The 25,001-nt window shown below is 56.5% G+C and carries 20 protein-coding genes, 1 rRNA gene, 1 pseudogene and 1 riboswitch; of the genes and pseudogenes, 10 read left to right on the top strand and 12 right to left on the bottom strand.

Going from position 1 to position 25,001, the window contains the following annotated elements; all coding sequences use genetic code 11:
* Positions 1-40: 40 nt before the first annotated feature.
* Positions 41-1,581, bottom strand: a 16S ribosomal RNA gene (locus ACLI4M_RS11080).
* Between the two features lie 621 nt (positions 1,582-2,202).
* On the opposite strand from ACLI4M_RS11080, the gene purH reads away from it, so the two are divergent.
* Positions 2,203-3,792 carry a bifunctional phosphoribosylaminoimidazolecarboxamide formyltransferase/IMP cyclohydrolase gene (gene purH / locus ACLI4M_RS11075; protein ID WP_048914331.1) on the top strand — a complete coding sequence of 530 codons (1,590 nt, stop codon included), beginning with the start codon at positions 2,203-2,205 and terminating at the stop codon, positions 3,790-3,792.
* Positions 3,793-3,806: 14 nt separating this feature from the next.
* A pseudogene (gene purD, locus ACLI4M_RS11070) lies at positions 3,807-5,088 on the top strand (phosphoribosylamine--glycine ligase).
* A gap of 76 nt (positions 5,089-5,164) precedes the next feature.
* Here purD and ACLI4M_RS11065 read toward each other — a convergent pair.
* The 7 genes from ACLI4M_RS11065 to nudC all read right to left on the bottom strand — a co-directional run bounded on the left by ACLI4M_RS11065 (position 5,165) and on the right by nudC (position 10,733).
* Positions 5,165-5,830, bottom strand: a complete 666-nt coding sequence (locus ACLI4M_RS11065) for a DUF1481 domain-containing protein (RefSeq protein WP_133622218.1) — start codon at positions 5,828-5,830, stop codon at positions 5,165-5,167.
* Positions 5,831-5,961: 131 nt separating this feature from the next.
* Positions 5,962-6,234, bottom strand: a complete 273-nt coding sequence (hupA, locus tag ACLI4M_RS11060; protein WP_002438605.1) for a nucleoid-associated protein HU-alpha — start codon at positions 6,232-6,234, stop codon at positions 5,962-5,964.
* 188 nt (positions 6,235-6,422) lie between these two features.
* On the bottom strand, positions 6,423-7,013 hold the full coding sequence (locus ACLI4M_RS11055; protein ID WP_048914328.1) for a YjaG family protein: 591 nt from the start codon (positions 7,011-7,013) through the stop codon (positions 6,423-6,425).
* A gap of 65 nt (positions 7,014-7,078) precedes the next feature.
* Positions 7,079-7,744, bottom strand: a complete 666-nt coding sequence (nfi, locus tag ACLI4M_RS11050; protein WP_133622219.1) for a deoxyribonuclease V — start codon at positions 7,742-7,744, stop codon at positions 7,079-7,081.
* A 20-nt stretch (positions 7,745-7,764) separates the two neighbouring features.
* Positions 7,765-8,832, bottom strand: coding sequence for a uroporphyrinogen decarboxylase (gene hemE / locus ACLI4M_RS11045; protein WP_133622220.1), 1,068 nt, complete (start codon positions 8,830-8,832; stop codon positions 7,765-7,767).
* Positions 8,833-8,983: 151 nt separating this feature from the next.
* Positions 8,984-9,697 (bottom strand): bactofilin family protein, encoded by a 714-nt coding sequence (locus tag ACLI4M_RS11040; RefSeq protein ID WP_166643133.1) that lies wholly within the window; start codon positions 9,695-9,697, stop codon positions 8,984-8,986.
* A 259-nt stretch (positions 9,698-9,956) separates the two neighbouring features.
* On the bottom strand, positions 9,957-10,733 hold the full coding sequence (gene nudC, locus ACLI4M_RS11035) for an NAD(+) diphosphatase (protein WP_133622222.1): 777 nt from the start codon (positions 10,731-10,733) through the stop codon (positions 9,957-9,959).
* Between the two features lie 72 nt (positions 10,734-10,805).
* Here nudC and ACLI4M_RS11030 point away from each other — a divergent pair, with 72 nt between their 5' ends.
* The 7 genes from ACLI4M_RS11030 to thiH all read left to right on the top strand — a co-directional run bounded on the left by ACLI4M_RS11030 (position 10,806) and on the right by thiH (position 17,054).
* On the top strand, positions 10,806-11,312 hold the full coding sequence (locus tag ACLI4M_RS11030) for an Rsd/AlgQ family anti-sigma factor (protein ID WP_048914323.1): 507 nt from the start codon (positions 10,806-10,808) through the stop codon (positions 11,310-11,312).
* A 138-nt stretch (positions 11,313-11,450) separates the two neighbouring features.
* Positions 11,451-11,551: riboswitch (TPP riboswitch) on the top strand.
* Between the two features lie 86 nt (positions 11,552-11,637).
* Positions 11,638-13,572 carry a phosphomethylpyrimidine synthase ThiC gene (thiC, locus tag ACLI4M_RS11025; protein ID WP_133622223.1) on the top strand — a complete coding sequence of 645 codons (1,935 nt, stop codon included), beginning with the start codon at positions 11,638-11,640 and terminating at the stop codon, positions 13,570-13,572.
* Complete coding sequence (gene thiE / locus ACLI4M_RS11020) at positions 13,569-14,213, top strand: thiamine phosphate synthase (protein ID WP_099755100.1); 645 nt, start codon at positions 13,569-13,571, stop codon at positions 14,211-14,213. The genes thiC and thiE overlap by 4 nt, the downstream gene beginning before the upstream one ends.
* Positions 14,206-14,955: a HesA/MoeB/ThiF family protein gene (locus ACLI4M_RS11015; protein ID WP_133622224.1), complete on the top strand. Its 750-nt coding sequence runs from the start codon at positions 14,206-14,208 to the stop codon at positions 14,953-14,955. Before thiE ends, ACLI4M_RS11015 begins: the two co-directional genes overlap by 8 nt.
* Positions 14,952-15,152 (top strand): sulfur carrier protein ThiS, encoded by a 201-nt coding sequence (gene thiS, locus ACLI4M_RS11010; protein ID WP_133622225.1) that lies wholly within the window; start codon positions 14,952-14,954, stop codon positions 15,150-15,152. Before ACLI4M_RS11015 ends, thiS begins: the two co-directional genes overlap by 4 nt.
* A gap of 1 nt (position 15,153) precedes the next feature.
* Positions 15,154-15,930, top strand: a complete 777-nt coding sequence (locus tag ACLI4M_RS11005; protein WP_133622226.1) for a thiazole synthase — start codon at positions 15,154-15,156, stop codon at positions 15,928-15,930.
* Positions 15,927-17,054, top strand: a complete 1,128-nt coding sequence (gene thiH, locus ACLI4M_RS11000; protein WP_133622227.1) for a 2-iminoacetate synthase ThiH — start codon at positions 15,927-15,929, stop codon at positions 17,052-17,054. Before ACLI4M_RS11005 ends, thiH begins: the two co-directional genes overlap by 4 nt.
* 128 nt (positions 17,055-17,182) lie before the next feature.
* Here the strand turns inward: thiH and ACLI4M_RS10995 are convergent, their stop codons facing one another.
* Entirely contained in the window at positions 17,183-18,655 is a 1,473-nt protein-coding gene (locus tag ACLI4M_RS10995) for a PLP-dependent aminotransferase family protein (RefSeq protein ID WP_133622228.1), read from the bottom strand.
* A gap of 178 nt (positions 18,656-18,833) precedes the next feature.
* Here ACLI4M_RS10995 and ACLI4M_RS10990 point away from each other — a divergent pair, with 178 nt between their 5' ends.
* A complete protein-coding gene (locus ACLI4M_RS10990; RefSeq protein ID WP_133622229.1) occupies positions 18,834-19,022 on the top strand; it encodes a DUF1127 domain-containing protein in 189 nt (62 codons plus the stop codon).
* Positions 19,023-19,092: 70 nt separating this feature from the next.
* Here the strand turns inward: ACLI4M_RS10990 and uraH are convergent, their stop codons facing one another.
* From uraH to rpoC, 3 genes are all read right to left on the bottom strand, one after another.
* Positions 19,093-19,512, bottom strand: a complete 420-nt coding sequence (uraH, locus tag ACLI4M_RS10985; RefSeq protein ID WP_048914314.1) for a hydroxyisourate hydrolase — start codon at positions 19,510-19,512, stop codon at positions 19,093-19,095.
* Positions 19,513-19,614: 102 nt separating this feature from the next.
* Positions 19,615-20,685: a DUF1176 domain-containing protein gene (locus ACLI4M_RS10980; RefSeq protein WP_413449790.1), complete on the bottom strand. Its 1,071-nt coding sequence runs from the start codon at positions 20,683-20,685 to the stop codon at positions 19,615-19,617.
* Positions 20,686-20,762: 77 nt separating this feature from the next.
* On the bottom strand, positions 20,763-24,986 hold the full coding sequence (rpoC, locus tag ACLI4M_RS10975; protein WP_133622230.1) for a DNA-directed RNA polymerase subunit beta': 4,224 nt from the start codon (positions 24,984-24,986) through the stop codon (positions 20,763-20,765).
* Positions 24,987-25,001 lie beyond the last annotated feature (15 nt).

Below are 25,001 nucleotides of genomic sequence, written 5' to 3'. Positions count from 1 at the left end.
GACAATCTGTGTGAGCACTACGCGGGAAGGTATCTTCAGGTAAGGAGGTGATCCAACCGCAGGTTCCCCTACGGTTACCTTGTTACGACTTCACCCCAGTCATGAATCACAAAGTGGTAAGCGCCCTCCCGAAGGTTAAGCTACCTACTTCTTTTGCAACCCACTCCCATGGTGTGACGGGCGGTGTGTACAAGGCCCGGGAACGTATTCACCGTAGCATTCTGATCTACGATTACTAGCGATTCCGACTTCACGGAGTCGAGTTGCAGACTCCGATCCGGACTACGACGCACTTTATGAGGTCCGCTTGCTCTCGCGAGGTCGCTTCTCTTTGTATGCGCCATTGTAGCACGTGTGTAGCCCTGGCCGTAAGGGCCATGATGACTTGACGTCATCCCCACCTTCCTCCGGTTTATCACCGGCAGTCTCCTTTGAGTTCCCACCATTACGTGCTGGCAACAAAGGATAAGGGTTGCGCTCGTTGCGGGACTTAACCCAACATTTCACAACACGAGCTGACGACAGCCATGCAGCACCTGTCTCACGGTTCCCGAAGGCACTAAGGCATCTCTGCCAAATTCCGTGGATGTCAAGGCCAGGTAAGGTTCTTCGCGTTGCATCGAATTAAACCACATGCTCCACCGCTTGTGCGGGCCCCCGTCAATTCATTTGAGTTTTAACCTTGCGGCCGTACTCCCCAGGCGGTCGACTTAACGCGTTAGCTCCGGAAGCCACGCCTCAAGGGCACAACCTCCAAGTCGACATCGTTTACGGCGTGGACTACCAGGGTATCTAATCCTGTTTGCTCCCCACGCTTTCGCACCTGAGCGTCAGTCTTTGTCCAGGGGGCCGCCTTCGCCACCGGTATTCCTCCAGATCTCTACGCATTTCACCGCTACACCTGGAATTCTACCCCCCTCTACAAGACTCTAGCCTGCCAGTTTCGAATGCAGTTCCCAGGTTGAGCCCGGGGATTTCACATCCGACTTGACAGACCGCCTGCGTGCGCTTTACGCCCAGTAATTCCGATTAACGCTTGCACCCTCCGTATTACCGCGGCTGCTGGCACGGAGTTAGCCGGTGCTTCTTCTGCGGGTAACGTCAATCGAAAAGGTTATTAACCTCTTCGCCTTCCTCCCCACTGAAAGTACTTTACAACCCGAAGGCCTTCTTCATACACGCGGCATGGCTGCATCAGGCTTGCGCCCATTGTGCAATATTCCCCACTGCTGCCTCCCGTAGGAGTCTGGACCGTGTCTCAGTTCCAGTGTGGCTGGTCATCCTCTCAGACCAGCTAGGGATCGTCGCCTAGGTGAGCCGTTACCCCACCTACTAGCTAATCCCATCTGGGCACATCCGATGGTGTGAGGCCCGAAGGTCCCCCACTTTGGTCCGAAGACGTTATGCGGTATTAGCTACCGTTTCCAGTAGTTATCCCCCTCCATCGGGCAGTTTCCCAGACATTACTCACCCGTCCGCCACTCGTCACCCAAGAGCAAGCTCTCTGTGCTACCGTTCGACTTGCATGTGTTAGGCCTGCCGCCAGCGTTCAATCTGAGCCATGATCAAACTCTTCAATTAAAAGTTCGATTTGCTGAAACAAGTTCAGCGGTGCTCATCTGTAAAACGTCATAATGAATTTCATTATGTGTTCACTCGTGAGGCTTGATATTTTTTACGTCCGGAGACGTTGATATCAATCCTGCGAGTGCCCACACAGATTGTCTGATAAATTGTTAAAGAGCGTTGCGAGCAGTGCCGGAGCTTCCTGTCGCGAGGTGGCGTATATTACGCTTTCCTCCTTCGGAGTCAACTTCTTTTAAGAAGTTTTTCCGGCGGTTCAGATACTTCCTGAACCTCCTGAGCCGCTGGCCTGTAAGCCGTTGTGCCGTCTCAGTGGTTGCGCATTATAGGGAGATCCTGACGAGTGACAAGGGCTAATTTGCGATAATTTGACTGTTTGCTGCAATCCCCAGCAAAAGCCTGCTTTATACCTGCTTATGCACAAACTTATCCACATTCGTCGCAACAGCGTAATTTTGACGAGCATCGCGCAATCGTTTTCGCTACAATGCCCCGCGCAAACGGAAGCCCCCTCAGGGGCGTTACCTGAGACTTATTTCTCTTCTATATATAGAAAGAGATCGCTAAGCCTCATATAACGCTCTTTATATGCGATCCAAAGCCCAAGGGATAAACCTCATGCAACAACGTCGTCCTCTACGCCGCGCGCTGCTCAGCGTGTCTGATAAAGCCGGTATCCTCGAATTCGCTCAGGCGCTTTCCCAACGTGGCGTCGAGCTGCTGTCCACTGGCGGTACTGCACGCCTGCTGGCAGAGGCTGGCCTGCCCGTCACTGAAGTGTCTGACTACACCGGTTTCCCGGAAATGATGGATGGACGCGTCAAAACGCTGCACCCGAAAGTGCATGGTGGCATCCTGGGGCGCCGCGACCAGGATGATGCCATCATGGCTGAGCACGGCATCTCCCCTATTGATATTGTTGTCGTTAACCTCTATCCGTTTGCCCAGACCGTGGCGCGGGAAGGCTGCTCGCTGGCAGACGCCGTTGAGAACATTGACATCGGCGGCCCGACCATGGTGCGCTCTGCGGCGAAGAACCACAAAGACGTGGCGATCGTGGTGAAGAGCAGTGACTACCAGGCCATCATTGCGGAGCTGGATGCCAACGACAACTCGCTGACGCTTGAAACCCGCTTCGACCTGGCGATTAAAGCCTTCGAACACACTGCCGCCTACGACAGCATGATTGCCAACTACTTCGGTAGCCTGGTGCCGGCTTACCACGGCGAAACTACCGCGCCATCCGGCCGCTTCCCACGTACCCTCAACCTGAACTTCATCAAGAAGCAGGATATGCGCTACGGCGAGAACAGCCATCAGGATGCTGCCTTCTATATAGAAGAGAATGTTGCTGAAGCTTCGGTGGCAACGGCACAGCAGGTGCAGGGCAAAGCGCTCTCTTACAACAACATTGCCGATACTGATGCGGCGCTGGAGTGCGTGAAAGAGTTCGACCAGCCAGCCTGCGTGATCGTCAAGCACGCTAACCCGTGCGGTGTCGCCGTTGGCGCTTCCATTCTCGATGCTTACGAGCGCGCGTACAAAACCGACCCGACCTCTGCTTTCGGCGGCATCATTGCCTTTAACCGCGAGCTGGACGAAGCCACCGCGCAGGCCATCATCAGCCGCCAGTTCGTGGAAGTGATCATCGCGCCTGCGGCCACTGAAGCAGCGTTGAAAGTGACCGCTGCCAAACAGAACGTGCGCGTGCTGACCTGTGGTCAGTGGCAGCAGCGCCAGAGCGCGCTCGATTTCAAACGCGTTAACGGCGGCCTGTTGGTGCAGGATCGTGACCTCGGCATGGTGAATGAGAGCCAGCTGCGCGTGGTCAGCAAACGTCAGCCGTCCGAGCAGGAGCTGCGTGATGCGCTGTTCTGCTGGAAAGTGGCGAAGTTCGTGAAGTCGAATGCCATCGTCTACGCACGCGACAATGTGACAATTGGTATTGGTGCCGGTCAGATGAGCCGCGTTTACTCCGCGAAAATCGCCGGAATTAAAGCCGCCGACGAAGGCCTGGAAGTGAAAGGTTCTGCGATGGCGTCAGACGCTTTCTTCCCGTTCCGCGACGGTATTGATGCCGCTGCGGCCGTGGGTATTACCTGTGTGATCCAGCCGGGTGGTTCGATCCGTGATGATGAAGTGATTGCCGCCGCGGATGAGCACGGCATTGCAATGATCTTCACCGACATGCGCCACTTCCGCCATTAATTACGGAGCCTCAGATGAAAATTTTAGTGATTGGTAATGGCGGCCGTGAACACGCGCTGGCCTGGAAAGCCGCTCAGTCCCCGCTGGCTGAGACCGTGTTTGTTGCGCCGGGCAATGCCGGTACTGCGCTGGAACCCGCGTTGCAGAACGTGGCTATCAGCCCAACCGATATTCAGGGCCTGCTGAGCTTTGCGCAGAAGGAGAAAATCGACCTGACCATCGTTGGCCCGGAAGCGCCGCTGGTGATTGGCGTCGTTGATGCTTTCCGCGCTGCGGGTCTCAAGATCTTTGGACCCACTCAGGCCGCTGCGCAGCTGGAAGGCTCGAAGGCGTTCACCAAAGACTTCCTCGCACGCCACAAGATCCCGACGGCCGAATACCAGAACTTCACGGACGTTGAGCCTGCACTGGCTTACGTGCGCGAGAAAGGCGCGCCGATCGTCATTAAGGCCGACGGGCTGGCGGCAGGTAAAGGCGTGATCGTCGCGATGACGCTGCAGGAAGCGGAAGACGCCATTCAGGATATGCTGGCTGGTAACGCCTTTGGCGACGCAGGTCACCGCATCGTGGTGGAAGAGTTCCTCGATGGCGAAGAAGCCAGCTTTATCGTAATGGTTGATGGTGAGAACGTCTTACCGATGGCCACCAGCCAGGATCATAAACGCGTTGGCGATGGTGATACCGGCCCGAACACTGGCGGCATGGGAGCTTACTCCCCGGCTCCGGTGGTAACCGACGAGATCCACCAGAAGGTGATGGACGAAGTGATCTGGCCAACCGTGCGCGGCATGGCGGGCGAAGGCAACGTCTACACCGGATTCCTGTACGCCGGTCTGATGATCGACAAGAGCGGCCAGCCGAAGGTCATCGAGTTTAACTGCCGCTTTGGCGATCCAGAAACGCAGCCGATCATGCTGCGCCTGCAGTCGGATCTGGTCGATCTCTGCCTGGCTGCCGTTGACGGCAAGCTGAACGAGAAAGACTCCGTTCTGGGATCCCCGCCCTTCACTGGGTGTGGTACTGGCGGCTGGCGGGTATCCGGGCGATTACGTCAACGGTGAGCAGATCCACGGTCTGCCGCTGGAAGAAGTGGCGGATGGCAAGGTGTTCCACGCCGGGACAACGCTCCAGGACGACCTGGTGGTGACCAACGGTGGGCGCGTGCTGTGCGTGACCGCCCTGGGTGAAGATGTGGCCGCTGCACAGAAGCGTGCTTATCAGCTGGCACAGCCAATCTCCTGGAATGGCAGCTTCTACCGTAAAGATATCGGCTATCGCGCGATTAATCGTAAATAGTAACAACGGGCGATAAGCTGTCGCCTGCTGCCAGCTAGCCTGAGGGGCGGAGCGTTAATCCGCCCCTTTTTCATGCTTAAAAACTTTCATCCTTCGGCTCACTGCTGCAGAAGTCATCGCTGGCGACCTGCAACAGCTGCGTGCCGCCCGGTGCTTCCAGCCAGGCTACGCTCACCGCTCCGGGTTTGTCACGCTGCTGGCGGGCGATATAACCCAGCTCAATACGGGTAAACTCAGGGCGAGCCTGCGCGCCCTGGCAGGTCTTAATCGAACCATCCGGCTGCCAGCTGCCCTGACGCAGCAGCACGCGCCCTGCCAGCAGGTCATCGCTGACTTTCAGCATCCGCTGGGCATCAAACTGATACAGCGCCACCGCATCAGCGGAGAGCGCCTCACGCCGCCCGGAGAGCTGGCGCTGCATAAAGCTCAGCCTGCCTTCAAGATCAAAGCGCAACATCACGTCATCAGGTGCTGCGCCAATGATGTGGCGCTCCACCGAGACAAGCTTGCCCTGCTGCCACAGGTAGTCGCTGGTTTCCACCGCCCCACCGCTGAAGGGCGTATACACCGTCATCAGATGGGCGACCTGCTGGTCGTGATTTTTACGCCAGATGCGCACCGCACCGCGATCGGCAAGATAGCCGCTGGCGGTAAAGTCGGGAAGATCGGAGTGCGAACTGCAGCCTGCTAACAGCAGCAGCATGGCAAAAGAGAGGGTGCGTTTGCAAAGGGATAGTTTCATGACGAAAAGAGTATCACAACCCTGGCGCCAGCAAAGAGGCTTCAGCAGGGGAAAACACAGTGAAGGCTGAAATGAGGATAAACAAAAGGGGCGAATCCGCCCCCCTGTTTAAACTCTTCACCGTTAGACGATTACTTAACAGCGTCTTTCAGTGCTTTACCAGATACAAATGCCGGTACGTTTGCAGCAGCAATTTTGATCTCTTTGCCAGTCTGCGGGTTGCGGCCAGTACGCTCAGCACGGTGGTTAACTTTAAAGGTACCAAAACCAACCAGTTGTACAGCATCACCTTCTTTCAGAGACTCAGTAATCGCAGCCAGGGTGGATTCCAGAGCAGCTTTAGCCTGGGTCTTAGACAGGTCCGCTTTGTCCGCAATTACATCAATCAGTTGAGTCTTGTTCATAAGTTATCCTTACAGTGTATTTATCGCTTGCTAAGCACCGAGTGCGAGGGAAAAACCAGATTCTGGCACTCTCCTGCATACACGCACCGATAGCCACATTTTTCAGCCCCCCAAATGTAGACCAGACTGGGGGCGAATGTGAAGCCCAAAGGCGCGACAAATCGGGCCTGAGGTCACGTTTTGTCGCCTTACTGCTGAAAATTTATACCGATATTACTGATTCCGGATTCGCGCAGGTCAGATCGCAGTCCTTTTATCAGTTCCAGGTCCCGCTCCTCACAGGCGGCGAGCAGGCGGAATATCTCCCACTGGATGTCCCATTCCTCTTCGACGGCGGGATTCTCTTTTAGCTCTTCTTCGGTCATTTCACGGCCGGCCTGGGTCATTTCCAGCATTGCGACGGTAGTGATGGAGGTCTCGCTGACCGCAACCGCGTGGGTGAAGGTTTCACCACTGAGGCGAGAATGCAGCAGTTCGCTCAGCGCCACGCAGGCATCGATTGCCGGGTAAACACCGTACAGATCGTAATCATCGGCAGAGGGGATCGCCTCTTCCAGTTTTTCCAGCTGGCTGTCGAAGTTAACCTTGGCGTCTTTCACCACCAGGGTTTCCCACAGCAGATCAAGAATACGACGATAGAGCTGGCCATCACCAAAGCCGGTTTGCTGACAAAACTCGCGGTAGTTGGGCGCCATACGTTCGCACAGGCAGGCCATAAAAGTAACGTGCTGCCAGCTTTCGAGTTTTTCCAGCCGCAGATGAATCGGGTTACGTAACATATCGGGATCTCAGAATTAATGCGCTTGCCGCAGTGTACCTGAAAAGCCACTGGGCAGCACGAATGCTAATCTGCGGAGAGTTTGCTGAATGCCGGGCGCCGGGAGGCGATAGCGTCCGCCCAGCGCGTGGGTTCCGGCAGGCGATAACCGCGCAGGCAGTTCTGCACCCACTGCAGCGCAGTGGCCTGACTGACGCGATGCCCGGGAGAGATAAACAGCGGATTACAGCGCAGCTTACTGCGCAGCACCCAGCCAAGCTGCTGCTCTTTATCAATCAGGGGTTCCACGCTGCCTGGCGCAGCACCGGGCGGTGTAAACTTCCCGCACAGGCGCTTTTTCGCCACGCCGATGGTGGGGACATCCACCAGCAGGCCAAAATGGCTGGCAACGCCGAGGCGGCGCGGATGGGCAATGCCGTGACCGTCCACCAGCAGCAGGTCAGGATGATGCTCCAGCAGCTGCCAGGCGGCCTGTAGTGCGGGCATTTCACGGAAGGAGAGGAAGCCGGGAATATAGGGCATGGTAGTGGCAATACGCGCCACCCGATGCTCAATGACCTGCATTGAGGGATATTCGAGGATCGTCAGCGCGGCACGCGTCACTTCACCGCCCTGTTCAAATCCGACATCTGCCCCGCCAATCAGGCGCGGCGGCATCACGTCAAAATCATCCCGGACAATCACCTCAGCAGCGCATTGCCGCTGCTGGTCACGTAATGCTGCGATATCCATAGTTCCTCCCCCTGGCTGATTTACCCGAGGTGGTAAGGGCGCGAAAGCTTATGCACCGCTTCAACAAACACACCTGCGTTTTCGGGTGGAACATCCTGATGAATGCCGTGGCCCAGATTGAAGACATGGCCGGTACCCTCGCCAAAGCCTTCAAGAATACCCGCCACTTCCTGTTCGATACGTGCTGGCGATGCGTAAAGCATGGAGGGGTCCATATTGCCCTGCAGCGCCACTTTATGGCCTACGCGGCGACGTGCATCGGCAATGTCGGTGGTCCAGTCAAGGCCCAGCGCATCACACCCTGTCGCCGCCATGGCTTCCAGCCACTGTCCCCCCCCTTTGGTGAACAGCGTTACCGGCACGCGTCGGCCTTCGTTCTCGTGCAGCAGACCATCGACGATTTTGTGCATGTAGTGAAGTGAGAACTCCAGATAATCGCGCCCGGTCAGCACGCCGCCCCAGGTGTCAAAAATCATCACCGACTGTGCACCGGCACGGATCTGCGCATTGAGATACTGGGTGACGCTGTCCGCCAGCTTATCCAGCATCAGATGCAGGGTTTTGGGTTCGGCGTACATCATCTTTTTCAGCTTGGTGAAAGCCTTACTACTGCCGCCTTCAACCATATAGGTCGCCAGCGTCCACGGGCTACCGGAGAAACCGATCAGCGGCACTTCGCCGTTGAGGTTTTTACGAATGGTGCGCACCGCGTTCATTACGTAACCCAGCTCCTGCTCAGGATCGGGAATGGGCAGCTTTTCTACGTCGGCACGGCAGGTAATCGGGTTAGAGAAGCGTGGACCTTCGCCCGCTTCGAAATACAGCCCCAGGCCCATCGCATCGGGGATCGTCAGGATATCGGAGAACAGGATCGCCGCATCCAGCGCGTAGCGGCGCAGAGGTTGCAGCGTGACTTCGCAGGCCAGTTCGGCATTTTTGCACAGCGACATAAAGTCACCGGCCACGGCACGCGTGGCTTTATATTCCGGCAAATAACGGCCGGCCTGGCGCATCATCCACACCGGGGTCACATCAACCGGCTGGCGCAACAGGGCGCGCAGGTAACGATCGTTCTTCAATTCGCTCATCTTAAGGCTCTCTCTCCAGTCATGCCTGTAGTGTAACATTTACTGGAATTGACCGTGAGGCTGCGCAGTAAAATGCACCGCAAAGAGAGCCTCCCCCCTACTGTAGTCGTGCAATCTTGGTGCAGCCAAAGGGTTAAGGCAGGTTATCAGCTTACTTTGTGAGGGTTAACGCCTGGGAGCTCAGAGGATTATCTTCAACGGCAGCCAGCGCAGCAGGGGCTTTATGGCTGGCCTCAGTCGGCCTTTTCTCTCTCTTATTGGCTAGTGACATCTCATCTTCAACCTGATGAGACATACCAATAAAGGCCCCCCCTTTTTCAATAGCCAGCTCGTTCGTGTAGATCTCCCCCTCTACCCGGCCACGGGACATAATAGTGACGCTTCCCGCGTGGCAGCTTCCCTTAATTAAACCGTTAATGACGAGCTTTGCGGATTTCACCGTGCCGACAACGCTTCCCTCTTTACCAATCTGCGTGATTTTCTGGCTGGTAATGTTTCCTTCGACCGTACCATTAACCGTAATATTATTTTCATTGGTTATTTCCCCCCGCAATACCGAGCCGAGTGAAATAGTCGTTTCTTTAATCATCAGGTCGTCATGACGTTCACTAGTAGCGGCTTTAGCGGGTTCAGTATTCAGGGCAGGAGCATTTTTACCTACGCCTGCATCGCGGTCTTTTTTGGAGAAATTAAGCACGTGAGCAACCATCCTTTTTTTGTGCAAAGATAAGATAAATAAAAATAAAATACAGAGTCCTGCGGCGATAGCCAGGAGGTACATGATTCTTTTCTGAGACAGCGCAAAGGCGACGATCGCACATCCCCAGAATATCCAAACCCCCCACAGCGGCCAATTTTTTTTCATGTCTGACCTGATAATACAGTCTGTTTTCCCACACATCATCCTTATGCTCCCGGCACGTGTTAATCTTCAGCAGAATAATCGCCGTATCACAATTCACGTACTTTCTGGAAAAAATAAACCAATAAAAATAAAAAAATCCAATAACGTGAGGCTGTATTGTTTAACCGCTTTTAATTATGGATTTTTCTTATTTATTTGCAGGCTCATCCTTGAGCCCGATAATATTTGAATTTATTGCAGAAATAAAGCAACGGGGTGATCAGGATTCTGCTTCTGCCCGGCACAAGGCGACGGTATCTTCGATCAGGCGGCGTGCCACGGTTCCTGCCGGCGGTAGCTGCGGCAGCGCATCAAAGCGATACCAGCCCGCGTCGAGCAGCTCTTTCGGGTCGATGACTATCTCCCCGCTGTCGTAGTCGGCCATAAACGCCATCATTAGCGACTGCGGGAACGGCCAGGGCTGGGAGGAGACATAGCGCAGGTTTTTCACTTTGATCCCGCTCTCTTCCATCACTTCACGCGCCACGGTCTGCTCCAGGGTTTCCCCCACTTCGACAAATCCGGCCAGCACGGTATAGATGCCGTTACGATGGCGGGTATGTTGCGCCAGCAGGATCTCTTCGCCACGGCGGATTGCCACGATGATGCACGGCGCAATCTGCGGATAGTAGCGTTGGCGACAGTGGCTGCACAGGCAGGCCCACTCTGTTTTGCTGTGGTGCATTTCATGGCCGCAGTAGCCGCACCAGCGGTGCGAGCGGTAAAACTCCGCCAGCTGAATACCGCGCCCGACGAGTTGGAACAGGCCACTCTCCTGATCCAGCAGCTGACGTAACGATCCCATCTCCTGCGGTCGGGTGGCACGGATCAGCCATACCGGTTCACCCTGCCACTCACCAATTATCGATCCTGTCGATCCCACAAGGTCCAGTTCAACGGCCCCACCGTACGGTAATTCGCCTTTTGGTAACCAAATTTTGTGTTCCTGGCTGACAATCCACCAGCCAGCGTCTACGCTTAAAATTTCACGTTCCATAAATTTTTCATCATCCTCAGTTTTAAACTGGATTGAGGTCAGACGTTAAAAATAACACTCACGGAGTTGAACATGCTTAACCAGTTAGAAAATCTCACCGCGCGCGTCGGCGGTTGCAGTGAACTGGTCGATTTTTGTCTGCACGCGCGTAAGCAGTTGCTGGTCGCGTATTACCAGATGGTTGGCATCAAGCCTAACAAGGAATCGATGACTACGCTTGATGAAAATGCGCTGGATACCTTTTGCCAGAACCTTGTGGATTACCTCTCCACCGGGCATTTCACCGTTTATGAACGTTTTATTCAAGAGATGGATGGGACTGAGCAGCTGGCAAAAGCCGCGCTGATCTACCCATCACTCCAGGCGAATACCGAACAGATCATGAAGGTCTATGACTCGTATCTGGAAACGGCTATCGACCATGATAACTGCCTGGAATTTCAGCAAGCCCTCTCTACCGTTGGTGAAGCCCTGGAGGCGCGATTTACGCTGGAGGATAAATTCATCAAACTGGCTTTAGAAAAAGGCTCTGATATTCAACCTGCTGCCAATCAATCTTCCCTTGCACGCCCTGCCTGAAACGTTATCAGAATGTGATCCTCTTGTAGTTTGCAAAAAGCCCCTTTATGCTTGAGGGGTTAGGGCGAGGCATGCCTCGCCCCTACGTATTGTCAATTCGAGATTGGGAATTCTGGCGTAGTAACCAGAAAACCAATCGATATCTTGTCGGAGTGCCCTAAGGGGCTGAGACCGTTAATTCGGGATCCGCGGAACCTGATCAGGTTAGTACCTGCGAAGGGAACAAGAGTAAATCTGTTATTACGCTACGGATGCGTATTTCCGTATCGTTCTTATTACTCCCGCCTCCAGGCAAGCAAACTTCCCGATGAAACAGGAACTTGCTATGTCTATTGCTACTAAAAAAACCCATCGTCGTGAACAACGCGCCGCCGCACAGCAGTTTATTGACTCGCTGCAGGGCACTGCTTTCCCTAACTCTGAACGTATCTATCTGACCGGCTCCCGTGCCGATATCCGCGTGCCGATGCGCGCGATCCAGCTCAGCCCGACAGTGTCAGGCGGCAGTAAGGATAACCCTGAACTCGAAGCCAACGAGCCGATTCCGGTCTACGACACCGCCGGGCCATACGGCGACCCGCAGGCAACGGTGGATGTGCGTGCCGGGCTCAGCAAGCTGCGCCTGAACTGGATTGCCGAGCGTGGCGATTCTCAGGAGGTCACAGAGCTTAGCTCCGCCTGGACCCAGCAGCGCCTGGCCGATGAGGGGCTGGATCACCTGCGGTTTGATCACCTTCCACGCCCGCGTCGGGCGCTAAAGGGGCGCTGCGTCACGCAGATGCACTATGCACGGCGGGGGATCATTACCCCGGAAATGGAGTTTATCGCCATCCGTGAAAACATGGGCCGCGAGCGCATTCGTAGCGAGGTGCTGCGCCAACAGCATCCGGGTCACAGCTTTGGCGCGCAGCTGCCGCAGGATATCAGCGCCGAATTTGTGCGCCAGGAGGTGGCCAGCGGTCGGGCAATCATCCCGGCGAATATCAACCATCCGGAATCGGAGCCGATGATTATCGGGCGCAATTTCCTGGTGAAAATTAACGCCAATATCGGCAACTCGGCGGTCAGCTCCTCTATCGAAGAGGAGGTAGAAAAACTGGTGTGGTCGGCGCGCTGGGGGGCAGATACGGTGATGGACCTCTCCACCGGGCGCTACATTCACGAGACCCGCGAATGGATCCTGCGTAACAGCCCGCTGCCGATTGGTACCGTCCCCATCTATCAGGCGCTGGAGAAAGTTAACGGCGTGGCGGAAGATCTCAACTGGGAAATTTTCCGCGATACCCTGCTGGAGCAGGCGGAACAGGGCGTCGACTACTTCACCATTCATGCTGGCGTGCTGCTGCGCTACGTTCCAATGACCGCCAAACGCCTGACCGGCATTGTGTCACGCGGCGGTTCGATTATGGCGAAGTGGTGCCTGTCACATCATCAGGAAAGTTTTCTGTATCAGCATTTTCGTGAAATCTGCGAGATCTGCGCGGCCTACGATGTATCGCTGTCGCTCGGGGATGGTCTGCGCCCCGGCTCAATTCAGGATGCCAACGATGAAGCACAGTTTGCAGAGCTGCGCACGCTCGGGGAACTGACCAAAATTGCCTGGGAGTATGACGTACAGGTGATGATCGAAGGGCCAGGTCATGTCCCGATGCAGATGATCCGCGTCAATATGACCGAACAGCTGGAGCACTGCCACGAAGCGCCGTTCTACACGCTCGGCCCGCTGACCACCGATATTGCCCCCGGTTATGACCACTTCACCTCCGGCATTGGTGCCGCGATGATCGGCTGGTTTGGCTGCGCGATGCTCTGCTACGTCACGCCAAAAGAGCACCTCGGCCTGCCAAACAAGGAAGATGTCAAACAGGGGTTAATCACCTACAAAATCGCCGCGCACGCCGCCGATCTCGCTAAGGGCCATCCCGGCGCGCAGATCCGCGATAACGCCATGTCCAAAGCGCGCTTCGAATTCCGCTGGGAAGATCAGTTTAACCTCGCGCTCGATCCGCATACCGCACGCAGCTACCACGATGAAACCCTGCCGCAGGAATCCGGTAAGGTCGCGCACTTCTGCTCAATGTGCGGGCCAAAATTCTGTTCGATGAAAATCACCCAAGAAGTACGCGAATACGCCGCACGCCAGCAGGCTGAAGCGCAGCCGATCGAAGTCGGTATGGCGCAGATGTCAGAAGAGTTTCGCCACCGTGGCGCTGAGCTTTACCACCGCGCCGATGCCCTGAAATCAGAGGAAAAAATATGAGCCGTGAAGCCTTTCCCGCAACCGCCGCCCGCCTGGGCCTTTACCCGGTTGTCGATACCGTGGAATGGATTGCGCGCCTGCTGGAGGCGGGCGTCCGCACTATCCAGCTGCGCATTAAAGACCGTGCGGATGAAGCCGTAGAACAGCAGATTGCCGAAGCGATCGCCCTCGGCAAGCGCTACCAGGCGCGGCTGTTTATTAACGATTACTGGCGGCTGGCGATCAAATATCAGGCGTATGGCGTGCACCTCGGGCAGGAAGATCTTGATGTCGCCGACCTGGATGCCATTCATGCTGCCGGGCTGCGGCTGGGCCTCTCCACCCACGATGATAGCGAGCTGGATCGGGCGCTGGCCGAGCGCCCTTCCTATATCGCGCTGGGCCACGTCTTCCCAACGCAGACCAAGGAGATGCCGTCCAATCCGCAGGGGCTGGAAGAGCTGACGCGCCATATTCAGCGGCTGCGCGGTATTTCCACGGTGGCGATCGGCGGGATCAGCCTGGCGCGTGCGCCTCAGGTGCTGGCGACCGGCGTCGGCAGTATTGCCGTCGTTAGCGCAATCACCCAGGCCGCCGACTGGCGTGACGCCACGCGCCGGCTGCTCGACCTCGCGGAGCCTGAGGGCGCGCCTCATGCTTAGCGACCAGGATTTTTTGCGCTACAGCCGCCAGCTGCTGCTGGAAGAGTTTGGGCTGGATGCCCAGGAGAAGCTCCAGGCAGCCAGCGTGCTGATTGTCGGTCTCGGCGGGCTGGGTGCTCCCGCTGCACTCTATCTGGCGGCAGCAGGCGTCGGCAAGCTGCTACTGGCCGATGATGACCAGCTGCACATAAGTAACCTGCAGCGCCAGATCCTCTACCGCAGCAGCGAAACCGGGCAGCCAAAGGCGGAGCTGGCGAAAAATCACCTGCTGGCGCTGAATCCGCAGATAGAGGCGATTGCCCTCAGCCAGCGGCTGGATGCCGATTCGCTGGCGGGGCTGATGAGCAGCGTTGATCTGGTGCTCGACTGCAGCGACAACATGCCAACCCGCCATGCGGTGAATGCCGCCTGTATTGCCAGCAATACGGCGCTGATCAGCGGCAGCGCGGTTGGCTTTGGCGGTCAGCTGCTGGTCCTGACGCCGCCGTTTGCCCACGGTTGCTACTGCTGCCTGTGGCCGGATGACAGCGAACCGCAGCGCAACTGCCGCACCGCTGGGGTGCTTGGCCCGGTGGTTGGCACCGTCGGCACGCTGCAGGCGCTGGAAGCCCTGAAGATGCTGGCCGGGGAAACCTCACCGCTCGACGGCAAGCTGCGCCTGTTCGATGGCCGCCAGCAGACCTGGCGCACCCTCGTACTGACGCGCAGCTCTGGCTGCCCGGTATGCGGGGTCGCAGCATGAAGGTGATGGTGAATGATGAAAGCCTGACGCTGGGTGGGGATGAAACGCTGAACGACCTGCTGCAACAGCTGCAGCGCCACCAGCCCGGCACCGCGCTGGCGCTGAATCAGGCTATCGTGCCACGCGAGCGCTGGCCGCTCGTCCGCTTACAGGAGGGCGATGAACTGGTTATTTTTCAGGCCATCGCCGGAGGTTAATATGTTACAGATCGCAGATAAAACGTTCTCATCACGCCTGTTCACCGGCACCGGAAAGTTTGCCAGCCCGGCGCTGATGCTGGAAGCGATCCGCGCTTCCGGCTCGCAGCTGGTGACGATGGCAATGAAGCGGATAGACCTGCGCGGCGGCGATGACGGCATTCTGCTGCCGTTGCAGCAGCTCGGTGTGCAGCTTTTACCGAACACCTCCGGGGCAAAAACCGCTGAAGAGGCCATTTTTGCCGCCCGCCTGGCGCGTGAGGCGCTGGGCACACACTGGCTGAAGCTCGAGATCCACCCCGACGTGCGCTACCTGCTGCCGGACCCGATTGAAACGCTAAAGGCCGCGGAACAGCTGGTTAAAGAGGGTTTTGTGGTGCTGCCCTACTGCGGTGCCGACCCGGTACTCTGCAAGCGGCTCGAAGAGGTGGGCTGTGCGGCAGTGATGCCGCTCGGCGCGCCGATTGGTAGCAATATGGGGCTGAAAAGCCGTGATTTCCTGGCCATCATCATTGAACAGGCCAGTGTGCCAGTGGTGATTGATGCCGGAATTGGCGCGCCGAGCCACGCCAGCGAAGCGCTGGAACTGGGGGCGGATGCCGTGCTGGTGAATACCGCCATTGCGGTCGCACAAGATCCGGTGCAGATGGCGCGCGCCTTTAAGCTGGCGGTAGAAGCCGGTGATCTGGCGCGGCGCAGTGGCCTGGGCGGCATCGCGGCGCAGGCGGTGGCCAGCAGCCCGCTGACCGCGTTTCTCTCAGCCGGAGCAGGCGCATGAAAAGTTTTATATCGCAGTGGGAAACCCTCGACTGGGACGATATCCGCATGCGCATCAACGGCAAAAAAGCCGCCGATGTCGAACGCGCTCTGAACGCGGCCAAAATGAACCGCGAAGACCTGATGGCGCTGCTCTCCCCCGCTGCTGCCGCCTATATTGAGCCGATGGCGCAGAAGGCCCAGCGCCTGACGCGCCAGCGTTTTGGCAACACCGTCAGCTTCTATGTTCCGCTCTATCTCTCTAATCTGTGCGCCAATGACTGCACCTACTGCGGCTTCTCGATGAGCAACCGCATTAAGCGTAAGACGCTGAACGGCGAAGAGATCGTCCGCGAGTGCGAGGCGATCCGCGCCATGGGCTTCGATCACCTGCTGCTGGTCACCGGCGAGCATCAGACCAAAGTCGGCATGGACTATTTCCGCCAGCACTTTCCCGCCATTCGTCAGCGCTTCAGTTCACTGATGATGGAGGTGCAACCGCTGGACGAGCCTGACTATGCCGAGCTGAAAACGCTGGGCCTTGACGGGGTACTGGTATATCAGGAAACCTACCACCCGGCGGTTTATAGTCAGCATCATCTTAAGGGTAACAAACAGGACTTTTTCTACCGGCTGGAGACTCAGGATCGTTTAGGCAGGGCGGGGATCGACAAGATCGGCCTCGGCGCGCTGATTGGGCTGTCGGACAGCTGGCGCACCGACTGCTTTATGCTGGCGGAGCATCTGCTGTGGCTACAGCAGCACTACTGGCAGACGCGCTACTCTATCTCCTTCCCGCGGCTGCGCCCGTGCGCGGGCGGCATTGAACCGGCGTCGATGATGGATGAAGCGCAGCTGGTGCAGGTGATTTGCGCGTTCCGCCTGTTCGCACCGGAGGTGGAGCTTTCGCTGTCGACGCGGGAATCCCCGCAGTTTCGCGACAGCGTGGTGCCGCTGGCGATCAACAGCGTCAGCGCCTTTTCGAAAACGCAGCCGGGCGGCTACGCCGATAACCGACCGGAGCTGGAGCAGTTCGCCCCGCACGATGCGCGCACTCCGCAGCAGGTGGCCGAAGCGCTGGCGCGTGCCGGGCTACAGCCGGTCTGGAAAGACTGGGATGGTTATTTGGGGCGCGCCGCGCAATAAAATGTCGCCCACTGCAACCGCGTCGAAAAGCGGTGAAGACGTTACGCAACGTTGAAATCACGGCCTTTTATCCCGCGGCACGGGCGCTATAGTGGCGGCGTGGGCAGCCTTCACGCCGCCCGCCAGGGTCAGCTGTGTTCCTTCTCGCTGACCCTGCCCTCTTCCTTCACCTCCATCGCCGGCAGGCAGCTTAGCATCGCCCGCTCAACCGCTGCGCCGAGTATCTCCAGCGCTTTTTCAATCTGTTCACTGAAAGCCTGGGCATAGCTGAGGCGCAGGCAGTTTCGATATTTACCGGAGGCCGAGAACAGTGAACCAATCGCGACCTGAACGCCGGAAGCGCGCAGATCCTGATTGAGTTGCCAGGCATCAAAGGGTTCCGGCAGCTCTACCCAGATAAGAAAACCGCCCTGCGGGCGCGTCACGCAGATCCCGCAGGGAAAATGGTGCCGCACCCGGCGGGTAAACGTCTCCAGGTTACGCTGATAAAAGCTGCGCATCCGCCGCAGATGCGGCTGGTAATGGCCCTGACGAATAAATGCCGCCACTGCCATCTGCGTCTGGGTGGCGGTCGAGCCGGTGCTGATATATTTCATATGCAGTACGCGGTCGAAATAGCGCCCCGGTACGACCCAGCCGACCCGCAGTCCGGGTGCCAGCGTTTTTGAAAAGGAGCTGCACAGCAGCACGCGGCCATCTGTATCCAGCGACTTGATAGTTATTGGCCGGGGATAGTCAAACGCCAGTTCGCCATACACATCATCTTCGATGATCGCGATATCGAAGCGCTGCGCCAGCGACAGCAGCGCCTGTTTACGCGCGGTTGGCATGACAAAACCCAGCGGATTATTGCAGTTGGGTACCACCACTACCGCTTTGATCGGCCACTGCTCGAAGGCCAGTTCCAGCGCTTCAAGGCTGATACCGCTGACGGAATCGGTGGGGATCTCAATGGCGCGGATCCCGAAACCGCGCAGAGTTTGCATGGTGCCGTGAAACGCCGGAGATTCAACGGCAACAATATCGCCAGCCTGACAGATAGCACGGATTGAAACCGACAGTGCTTCATGACAGCCGGTGGTGATAATCACGTCATCGGCCACCAGCTGACAGCCACTGTCAATCATCAGGCGGGCGATCTGTTCACGCAGCTCGGCCACGCCATACAGGTTGTCATAGTTCAGCAGCCGCGGATCCTGCTGCTGCCCAAGGCGGCTGATGATTTTCCACAGGGGCTTCAGCGTTGGCGGGTCGATATTTGGCGTGCCGCTGCCTAACTGTAGAACGTCATTATCCAGCCGCGCATTAAGCAGCTCCATCACGGTATCCCACTGGGTAATCTCTACCGGGCGCTGTACCGGACGGGTAATGGGTGGCAACGGCGGTGCTGCCTTACGCGGCGTGACGAAGTAGCCGGAACGCGGCTGCGGGGTAATCAGCTGCTTTTCTTCCAGCAGGTAGTAAGCCTGCTGCACGGTGCTGATACTGACGCCGTGCTCGGCACTTAGCGCCCGCACAGACGGCAGCCTCTCCCCCGACTGATACAACCCCTGCTCAATACGCTGGGCCAGCAGTTCTGCCAGATGTTGATAACGCGTCATCGTATCCTACCTCGCCCATCACTTCGCCAGAAACCAGTACAGATGGCGGCGAAAATCACCATTCAGAGCCAATTTTGCCCATTCTGTATGTCAATTAAATGTGTTTTTTGCATCTGTATCCTGAATCACATTACAGACAAAATAGCAGTCAGACAACGGGATTGATGAGGGGGCAATAATGGAGTTTGAAGCAAACAGAGCAGTGAAACCTTTTAGCTGGGCACTGATTAAAGCGATCTTTATTGTGCCTTATCGACGCTGGCAGGCACGCCGACTGCGCGCCTGCACCCGACAGATTTTATCAAGGCTGAGCGCTGCGCAGCTGAAAGATATCGGGCTGACCTGCGAGGATGTCCGACGTTTATAGTGATGTGGCTTGGGTGAACGTTCGCACCCCGGGCAACGGAGCAGTCCTGGCTCCGTTGCCCTTTTTTTATTTAATTGCCGCGATAAGTCGAGTAGCCATACTGACTGAGCAGCAGCGGGATATGATAGTGCTCACCGCTTTTCTCCACGTGGAAGATCACCGGGATCTCCGGGAAGAAGGTGGGCTGACTGTGCTGCTTATAGTAGTCACCGGTTTTGAATACCACTTTGTAATCACCCTCTGCCATGCTTTTTCCTTCCGGGTAAAGCGCAGCAATACGGCCATTCTTATCGGTTACGCCAGACGCCAGTTTGACCCACCCCTGCTGCTGCTGCTGCTCCAGCTCAACCGTGACGCCAGCCGTCGGCACGCCGGTCTGCAAATTCAGTACGTGCACGCTCAGCGGATTCTTTACGCCTTCACCTGCGGCTAATGCCGGTAATGAACAGGCGGCAAGGCTTGCCAGCAAAACAGCTTTCATGACTTTCATAGGATTTCCTTATAGTGAGATTCCCGCTGAAGATAGCAGCCACGCCAGCAGCTCACCAATTCGCGGCTAAATATGTGAAATTTCCTACAAACTGCCGGGCACTTATTTCGCCGCGGCGCTGCTCCAGACCGACGGCCAGTCACCCGGCTCTCCGCCGTTACAGCTGGGCTGGCTATTATAGTGGGTCAGATGGAAGGTTTTGCCGTCATATTTCCAGCCGCCACTTTCACCACAGTCAGCGATACCACGACCACGACCGGAGAAGAACAGCTCACCGGTTTTAGGGTCATAATCTGCTTCAGTAAACATACTCTCTATCTGCGCTTGACCCTGCTCATCTTTGAGCGGTAACGGCAGGGTCAGCTGTTTTGCATCCTGCGGGTTAGCGCGCGCGCTGATGAACAGCAGGCTGGAAGATTGATAGGCGCCCAGGCCGCAGTTGACCAAAACCAGCGCCTGACGATCGTTAAGCGGCTGCGCATGACTGCGTGCGCGCGTCTCTTGATCCTGATCGCAGTACTGGTCTGCCAACAGCTTGCCGTTCGCGGCGATAGCACCATCAATCAGCGCGGCCTCATTGGTTAGCGGCATCACTGCTGGCGGCGAAAAATTCAATGCCGGGCCATCGGGGCGCGCCGGCACTAAATCCGGCTCATTGTTGCCGACCTTCAGTAAGGCGGTCTGATTATTGAGCCGGCCCTGGCGGTCGTCCACCAGCAGCAGCGCGGCGTTTAATCCGCTCAGTGAAGCCGCACCCTGTTCAGAATCAGCGGTTACAGAGACTTCCAGCGCGTTTTTGCTGGCCTGCACCCACTGCTGAATGTCACTCAGTTTGTCGGTCCCGCCGCCGCCAAAATCGCCGTTTTCACCCGCCGCCGTGATGGGAATATCGGAGTGCCAGGGCTTGCCGTCCAGCCAGATCCCTTCGGGTTTTTGCTCGCCAAAAGCCTGGAAAGCCAGAGAGGCTTTACCGTTGACGCCCGCCTCGCGCGTGATAATGATGCGCAGGCCCTCGTCCATATTGCGCACGTCGCAGTCGTTAAGATTGTTGCAGGTCACCTGCCAGTTTTTAAACACCTTTTGTACCGGCGCATTCACCCACTCTTGTGCCTGAATCCCCGCGCTAAATACCAGCAGCGCCAGCGCCACGAAACCCCTTTTGCTTTGCATCATTTCTCCCTGTCACTTTTCCTTAGGCCAAAAAAAACCCCGCCGGAGCGGGGTTTTACTATGCCATAAGCGATTGACGATTACTCGTCGTTACCGCCCAGGTTGCCTGCGTTAAGCAGTTCAGCCAGGCTGGCCGACGCTTCGTCAGCAGTGACGACTGGCACGATGGGTGCCTCGCCCGCTGCTTTACGACGCATACGGTCCTGGTGATAAGCGTAACCGGTACCGGCTGGGATCAGACGGCCAACGATAACGTTCTCTTTCAGGCCGCGCAGTTCGTCGCGTTTGCCCGCAACGGCTGCTTCGGTCAGTACGCGCGTGGTTTCCTGGAACGATGCCGCAGAGATGAACGACTCGGTAGCCAGGGAAGCTTTGGTGATACCCAGCAGGTCTCGTGCAAATGTTGCAGAGATTTTGCCGTTAGCTTCCAGATCGCGGTTAGCGATCTTAACGCGTGAGAACTCAACCTGCTCACCGTCGAGGAAGTCAGTACCTCCAGCGCTGGCGATGGTAGCTTTACGCAGCATCTGACGCACGATGACTTCGATGTGCTTATCGTTAATCTTAACGCCCTGCAGACGGTAAACTTCCTGCACTTCGTTAGTGATGTAACGGGTCACCGCATGCACGCCGCGCAGACGCAGGATGTCATGTGGAGACTCTGGGCCATCGGAAACAACATCACCGCGCTCTACGCGTTCACCTTCGAACACGTTCAGCTGACGCCATTTCGGAATCATCTCTTCGTAGTGATCGCTACCGTCGATTGGTGTGATCACCAGACGACGCTTGCCTTTGGTCTCTTTACCGAAGGAGATGATGCCGCTGATCTCAGCCAGGATTGCCGGCTCTTTCGGACGACGGGCTTCGAACAGGTCAGCAACGCGTGGCAGACCACCGGTGATGTCCTTGGTACCGCCAGATTCCTGCGGTACACGCGCCAGGGTGTCACCAGAACTGATCTTGATGCCATCTTCCAGCTGCACAATCGCTTTACCCGGCAGGAAGTACTGAGCAGGCATATCGGAGCCTGGGATCATTACGTCGTTACCGTTAGCATCAACGATTTTCAGGGCTGGACGCAGATCTTTACCACCCGCAGTACGTTCCGCACTGTCGAGGATAACCAGAGAGGAGAGACCGGTCAGGTCATCCGTCTGGCGGGTAATGGTCTGGCCATCAATCATGTCAGTGAAGCGAATGAAACCGCTCACTTCGGTGATTACCGGCATGGTGTGCGGATCCCAGTTTGCTACGGTTTCGCCCGCTGCAACCTGCTCGCCGTCGCCTTTCGCCATGGTAGAACCGTAAGGAACTTTATAGCTCTCTTTGGTACGACCAAATTCGTCGATCATCTTCAGCTCGGTGTTACGCGAGGTAACAACCAGCTTGCCGGCGGAGTTGGTAACCGACTTGGCGTTGATCAGTTTCAGCGTACCTTTGTTCTTCACCTGAATGCTGGATTCAGCAGCCGCACGAGATGCCGCACCACCGATGTGGAACGTACGCATCGTCAGCTGTGTACCCGGCTCACCGATGGACTGTGCCGCGATAACGCCGATGGCCTCACCTTTGTTGATGATGTGACCACGTGCCAGGTCGCGACCGTAGCAGTGTGCACACACGCCGAAGTCAGTTTCGCAACTTACTACGGAGCGGACTTTCAGGCTGTCAACAGAGTGCTCTTCCAACAGGTCACACTGCTGTTCGTGCAGCAGCGTGTTGCGTGGCAGCAGGATGTCAGCAGTACCCGGCTTGAGAACGTCTTCTGCAGTCACACGACCCAGTACACGCTCACGCAGCGGCTCTTTCACGTCGCCACCTTCGATGACCGGGGTCATCATGATGCCTTCGTGCGTACCACAGTCATCTTCAGTCACCACCAGGTCCTGCGCGACGTCAACCAGACGACGAGTCAGATAACCGGAGTTAGCTGTTTTCAGTGCGGTATCCGCCAGACCCTTACGAGCACCGTGTGTAGAGATGAAGTACTGGAGTACGTTCAGACCTTCACGGAAGTTCGCGGTGATTGGCGTTTCGATGATGGAGCCATCTGGCTTAGCCATCAGACCACGCATACCGGCCAGCTGACGAATCTGCGCTGCAGAACCACGCGCACCGGAGTCGGCCATCATAAAGATGCTGTTGAAGGAAACCTGACGCTCTTCTACACCGTCGCGGTTGATCACGAGTTCGGTAGAGAGGTTTTCCATCATCGCTTTAGCAACGCGTTCGTTGGCCGCAGCCCAGATATCGATCACTTTGTTGTAGCGCTCGCCAGCGGTAACCAGACCAGACTGGAACTGCTGCTGGATCTCTGCCACTTCGGCTTCCGCTTCGGTGATGATTTCCACTTTCTTCTCTGGGATCACCATGTCGTCGATACCAACAGACGCACCCGAGCGTGCCGCATAGGCAAAACCGGTGTACATAGTCTGGTCAGCAAAGATAACGGTCGGCTTCAGGCCCAGGATGCGGTAACAGGTGTTCAGCATCTTGGAGATAGCTTTCTTACCCAGCGCCTGGTTGACGATGGAGTAAGGCAGACCTTTAGGTACGATCATCCACAGGATGGCGCGGCCAATGGTGGTGTCGATGATGCTGGTTTTAGCAACCCATGCACCCTGCTCGTTTTTCTCGTGCTCGGTGATACGCACCTTAACGCGAGCGTGCAGAGACGCGTGGCCGGCGCGATAAACACGCTCAGCTTCTTTCGGGCCAGTCAGCACCATGCCTTCGCCTTTGGCGTTAACACAGTCGCGGGTCATGTAGTACAGACCCAGTACAACGTCCTGAGAAGGAACGATGATTGGCTCGCCGTTCGCAGGTGACAGGATGTTGTTGGTAGACATCATCAGCGCACGCGCTTCCAGCTGAGCTTCCAGCGTCAGCGGAACGTGTACTGCCATCTGATCACCATCGAAGTCGGCGTTGTATGCCGCACAGACCAGCGGGTGCAGCTGGATAGCTTTACCTTCGATCAGTACTGGCTCAAACGCCTGGATGCCCAGACGGTGCAGAGTGGGTGCACGGTTCAGCAGGACCGGGTGTTCGCGGATCACTTCATCCAGGATATCCCAGACGACTGACTCTTCACGCTCAACCATTTTCTTAGCAGCTTTGATGGTGGTAGCAAGACCACGCAGCTCCAGCTTGCCGTAGATGAACGGTTTGAACAGCTCCAGTGCCATTTTCTTCGGCAGACCACACTGATGCAGACGCAGGTATGGACCTACGGTGATAACCGAACGACCAGAGTAGTCGACACGTTTACCCAGCAAGTTCTGACGGAAACGACCCTGCTTACCTTTGATCATATCGGCCAAAGATTTCAGAGGACGCTTGTTAGAACCGGTGATCGCACGACCGCGACGGCCGTTATCCAGCAGCGCATCGACCGCTTCCTGCAGCATACGTTTTTCGTTACGTACGATGATATCTGGCGCAGCCAGATCCAGCAGGCGTTTCAAACGGTTGTTACGGTTGATTACGCGACGATACAGATCGTTCAGATCTGAAGTTGCGAAACGACCGCCGTCCAGCGGCACCAGCGGACGCAGGTCCGGTGGCAGTACAGGCAGCACGGTCAGGATCATCCACTCTGGCTTGTTACCAGACTGAACGAACGCTTCCAGCAGCTTGATACGCTTGGTCAGTTTTTTACGCTTGGTTTCGGAGTTAGTTTCGTTCAGCTCTTCACGCAGCTGCTCGCACTCTTGCTCCAGGTCCATGTTTTTCAACAGAGCCTGGATCGCTTCCGCACCCATTTTAGCGTCGAATTCGTCACCAAACTCTTCCAGCGCGTCGAGATACTGCTCTTCAGTCAGGATCTGGCGCTTTTCAAGGTTGGTCATGCCGCCTTCGATAACCACGTAGGATTCGAAGTACAGAACACGTTCGATATCACGCAGTGGCATATCCAGCAGCAAACCGATGCGCGAAGGCAGCGATTTCAGGAACCAGATGTGCGCAGTAGGTGAAGCCAGCTCAATGTGGCCCATGCGCTCACGGCGAACCTTGGTCTGTGTAACTTCAACGCCACACTTCTCACAGATCACACCACGGTGTTTCAAGCGCTTGTACTTACCGCACAGGCACTCATAGTCTTTTACTGGCCCGAAAATACGCGCACAGAAAAGACCGTCACGTTCAGGCTTGAACGTACGGTAGTTAATGGTTTCCGGCTTTTTAACTTCACCAAAAGACCATGAACGGATCATATCTGGCGATGCCAGAGCGATCTTGATCGCATCAAACTCTTCGGTCTTAGTTTGCGCTTTCAGAAACTTAAGTAAGTCTTTCACGGATTAGCTCCCGTC

It is taken from the genome of Erwinia sp. LJJL01 (genome assembly GCF_047300805.2).
GTDB lineage: Bacteria > Pseudomonadota > Gammaproteobacteria > Enterobacterales > Enterobacteriaceae > Erwinia > Erwinia aphidicola.
This window is presented reverse-complemented; position numbering and strand designations above follow the sequence as displayed.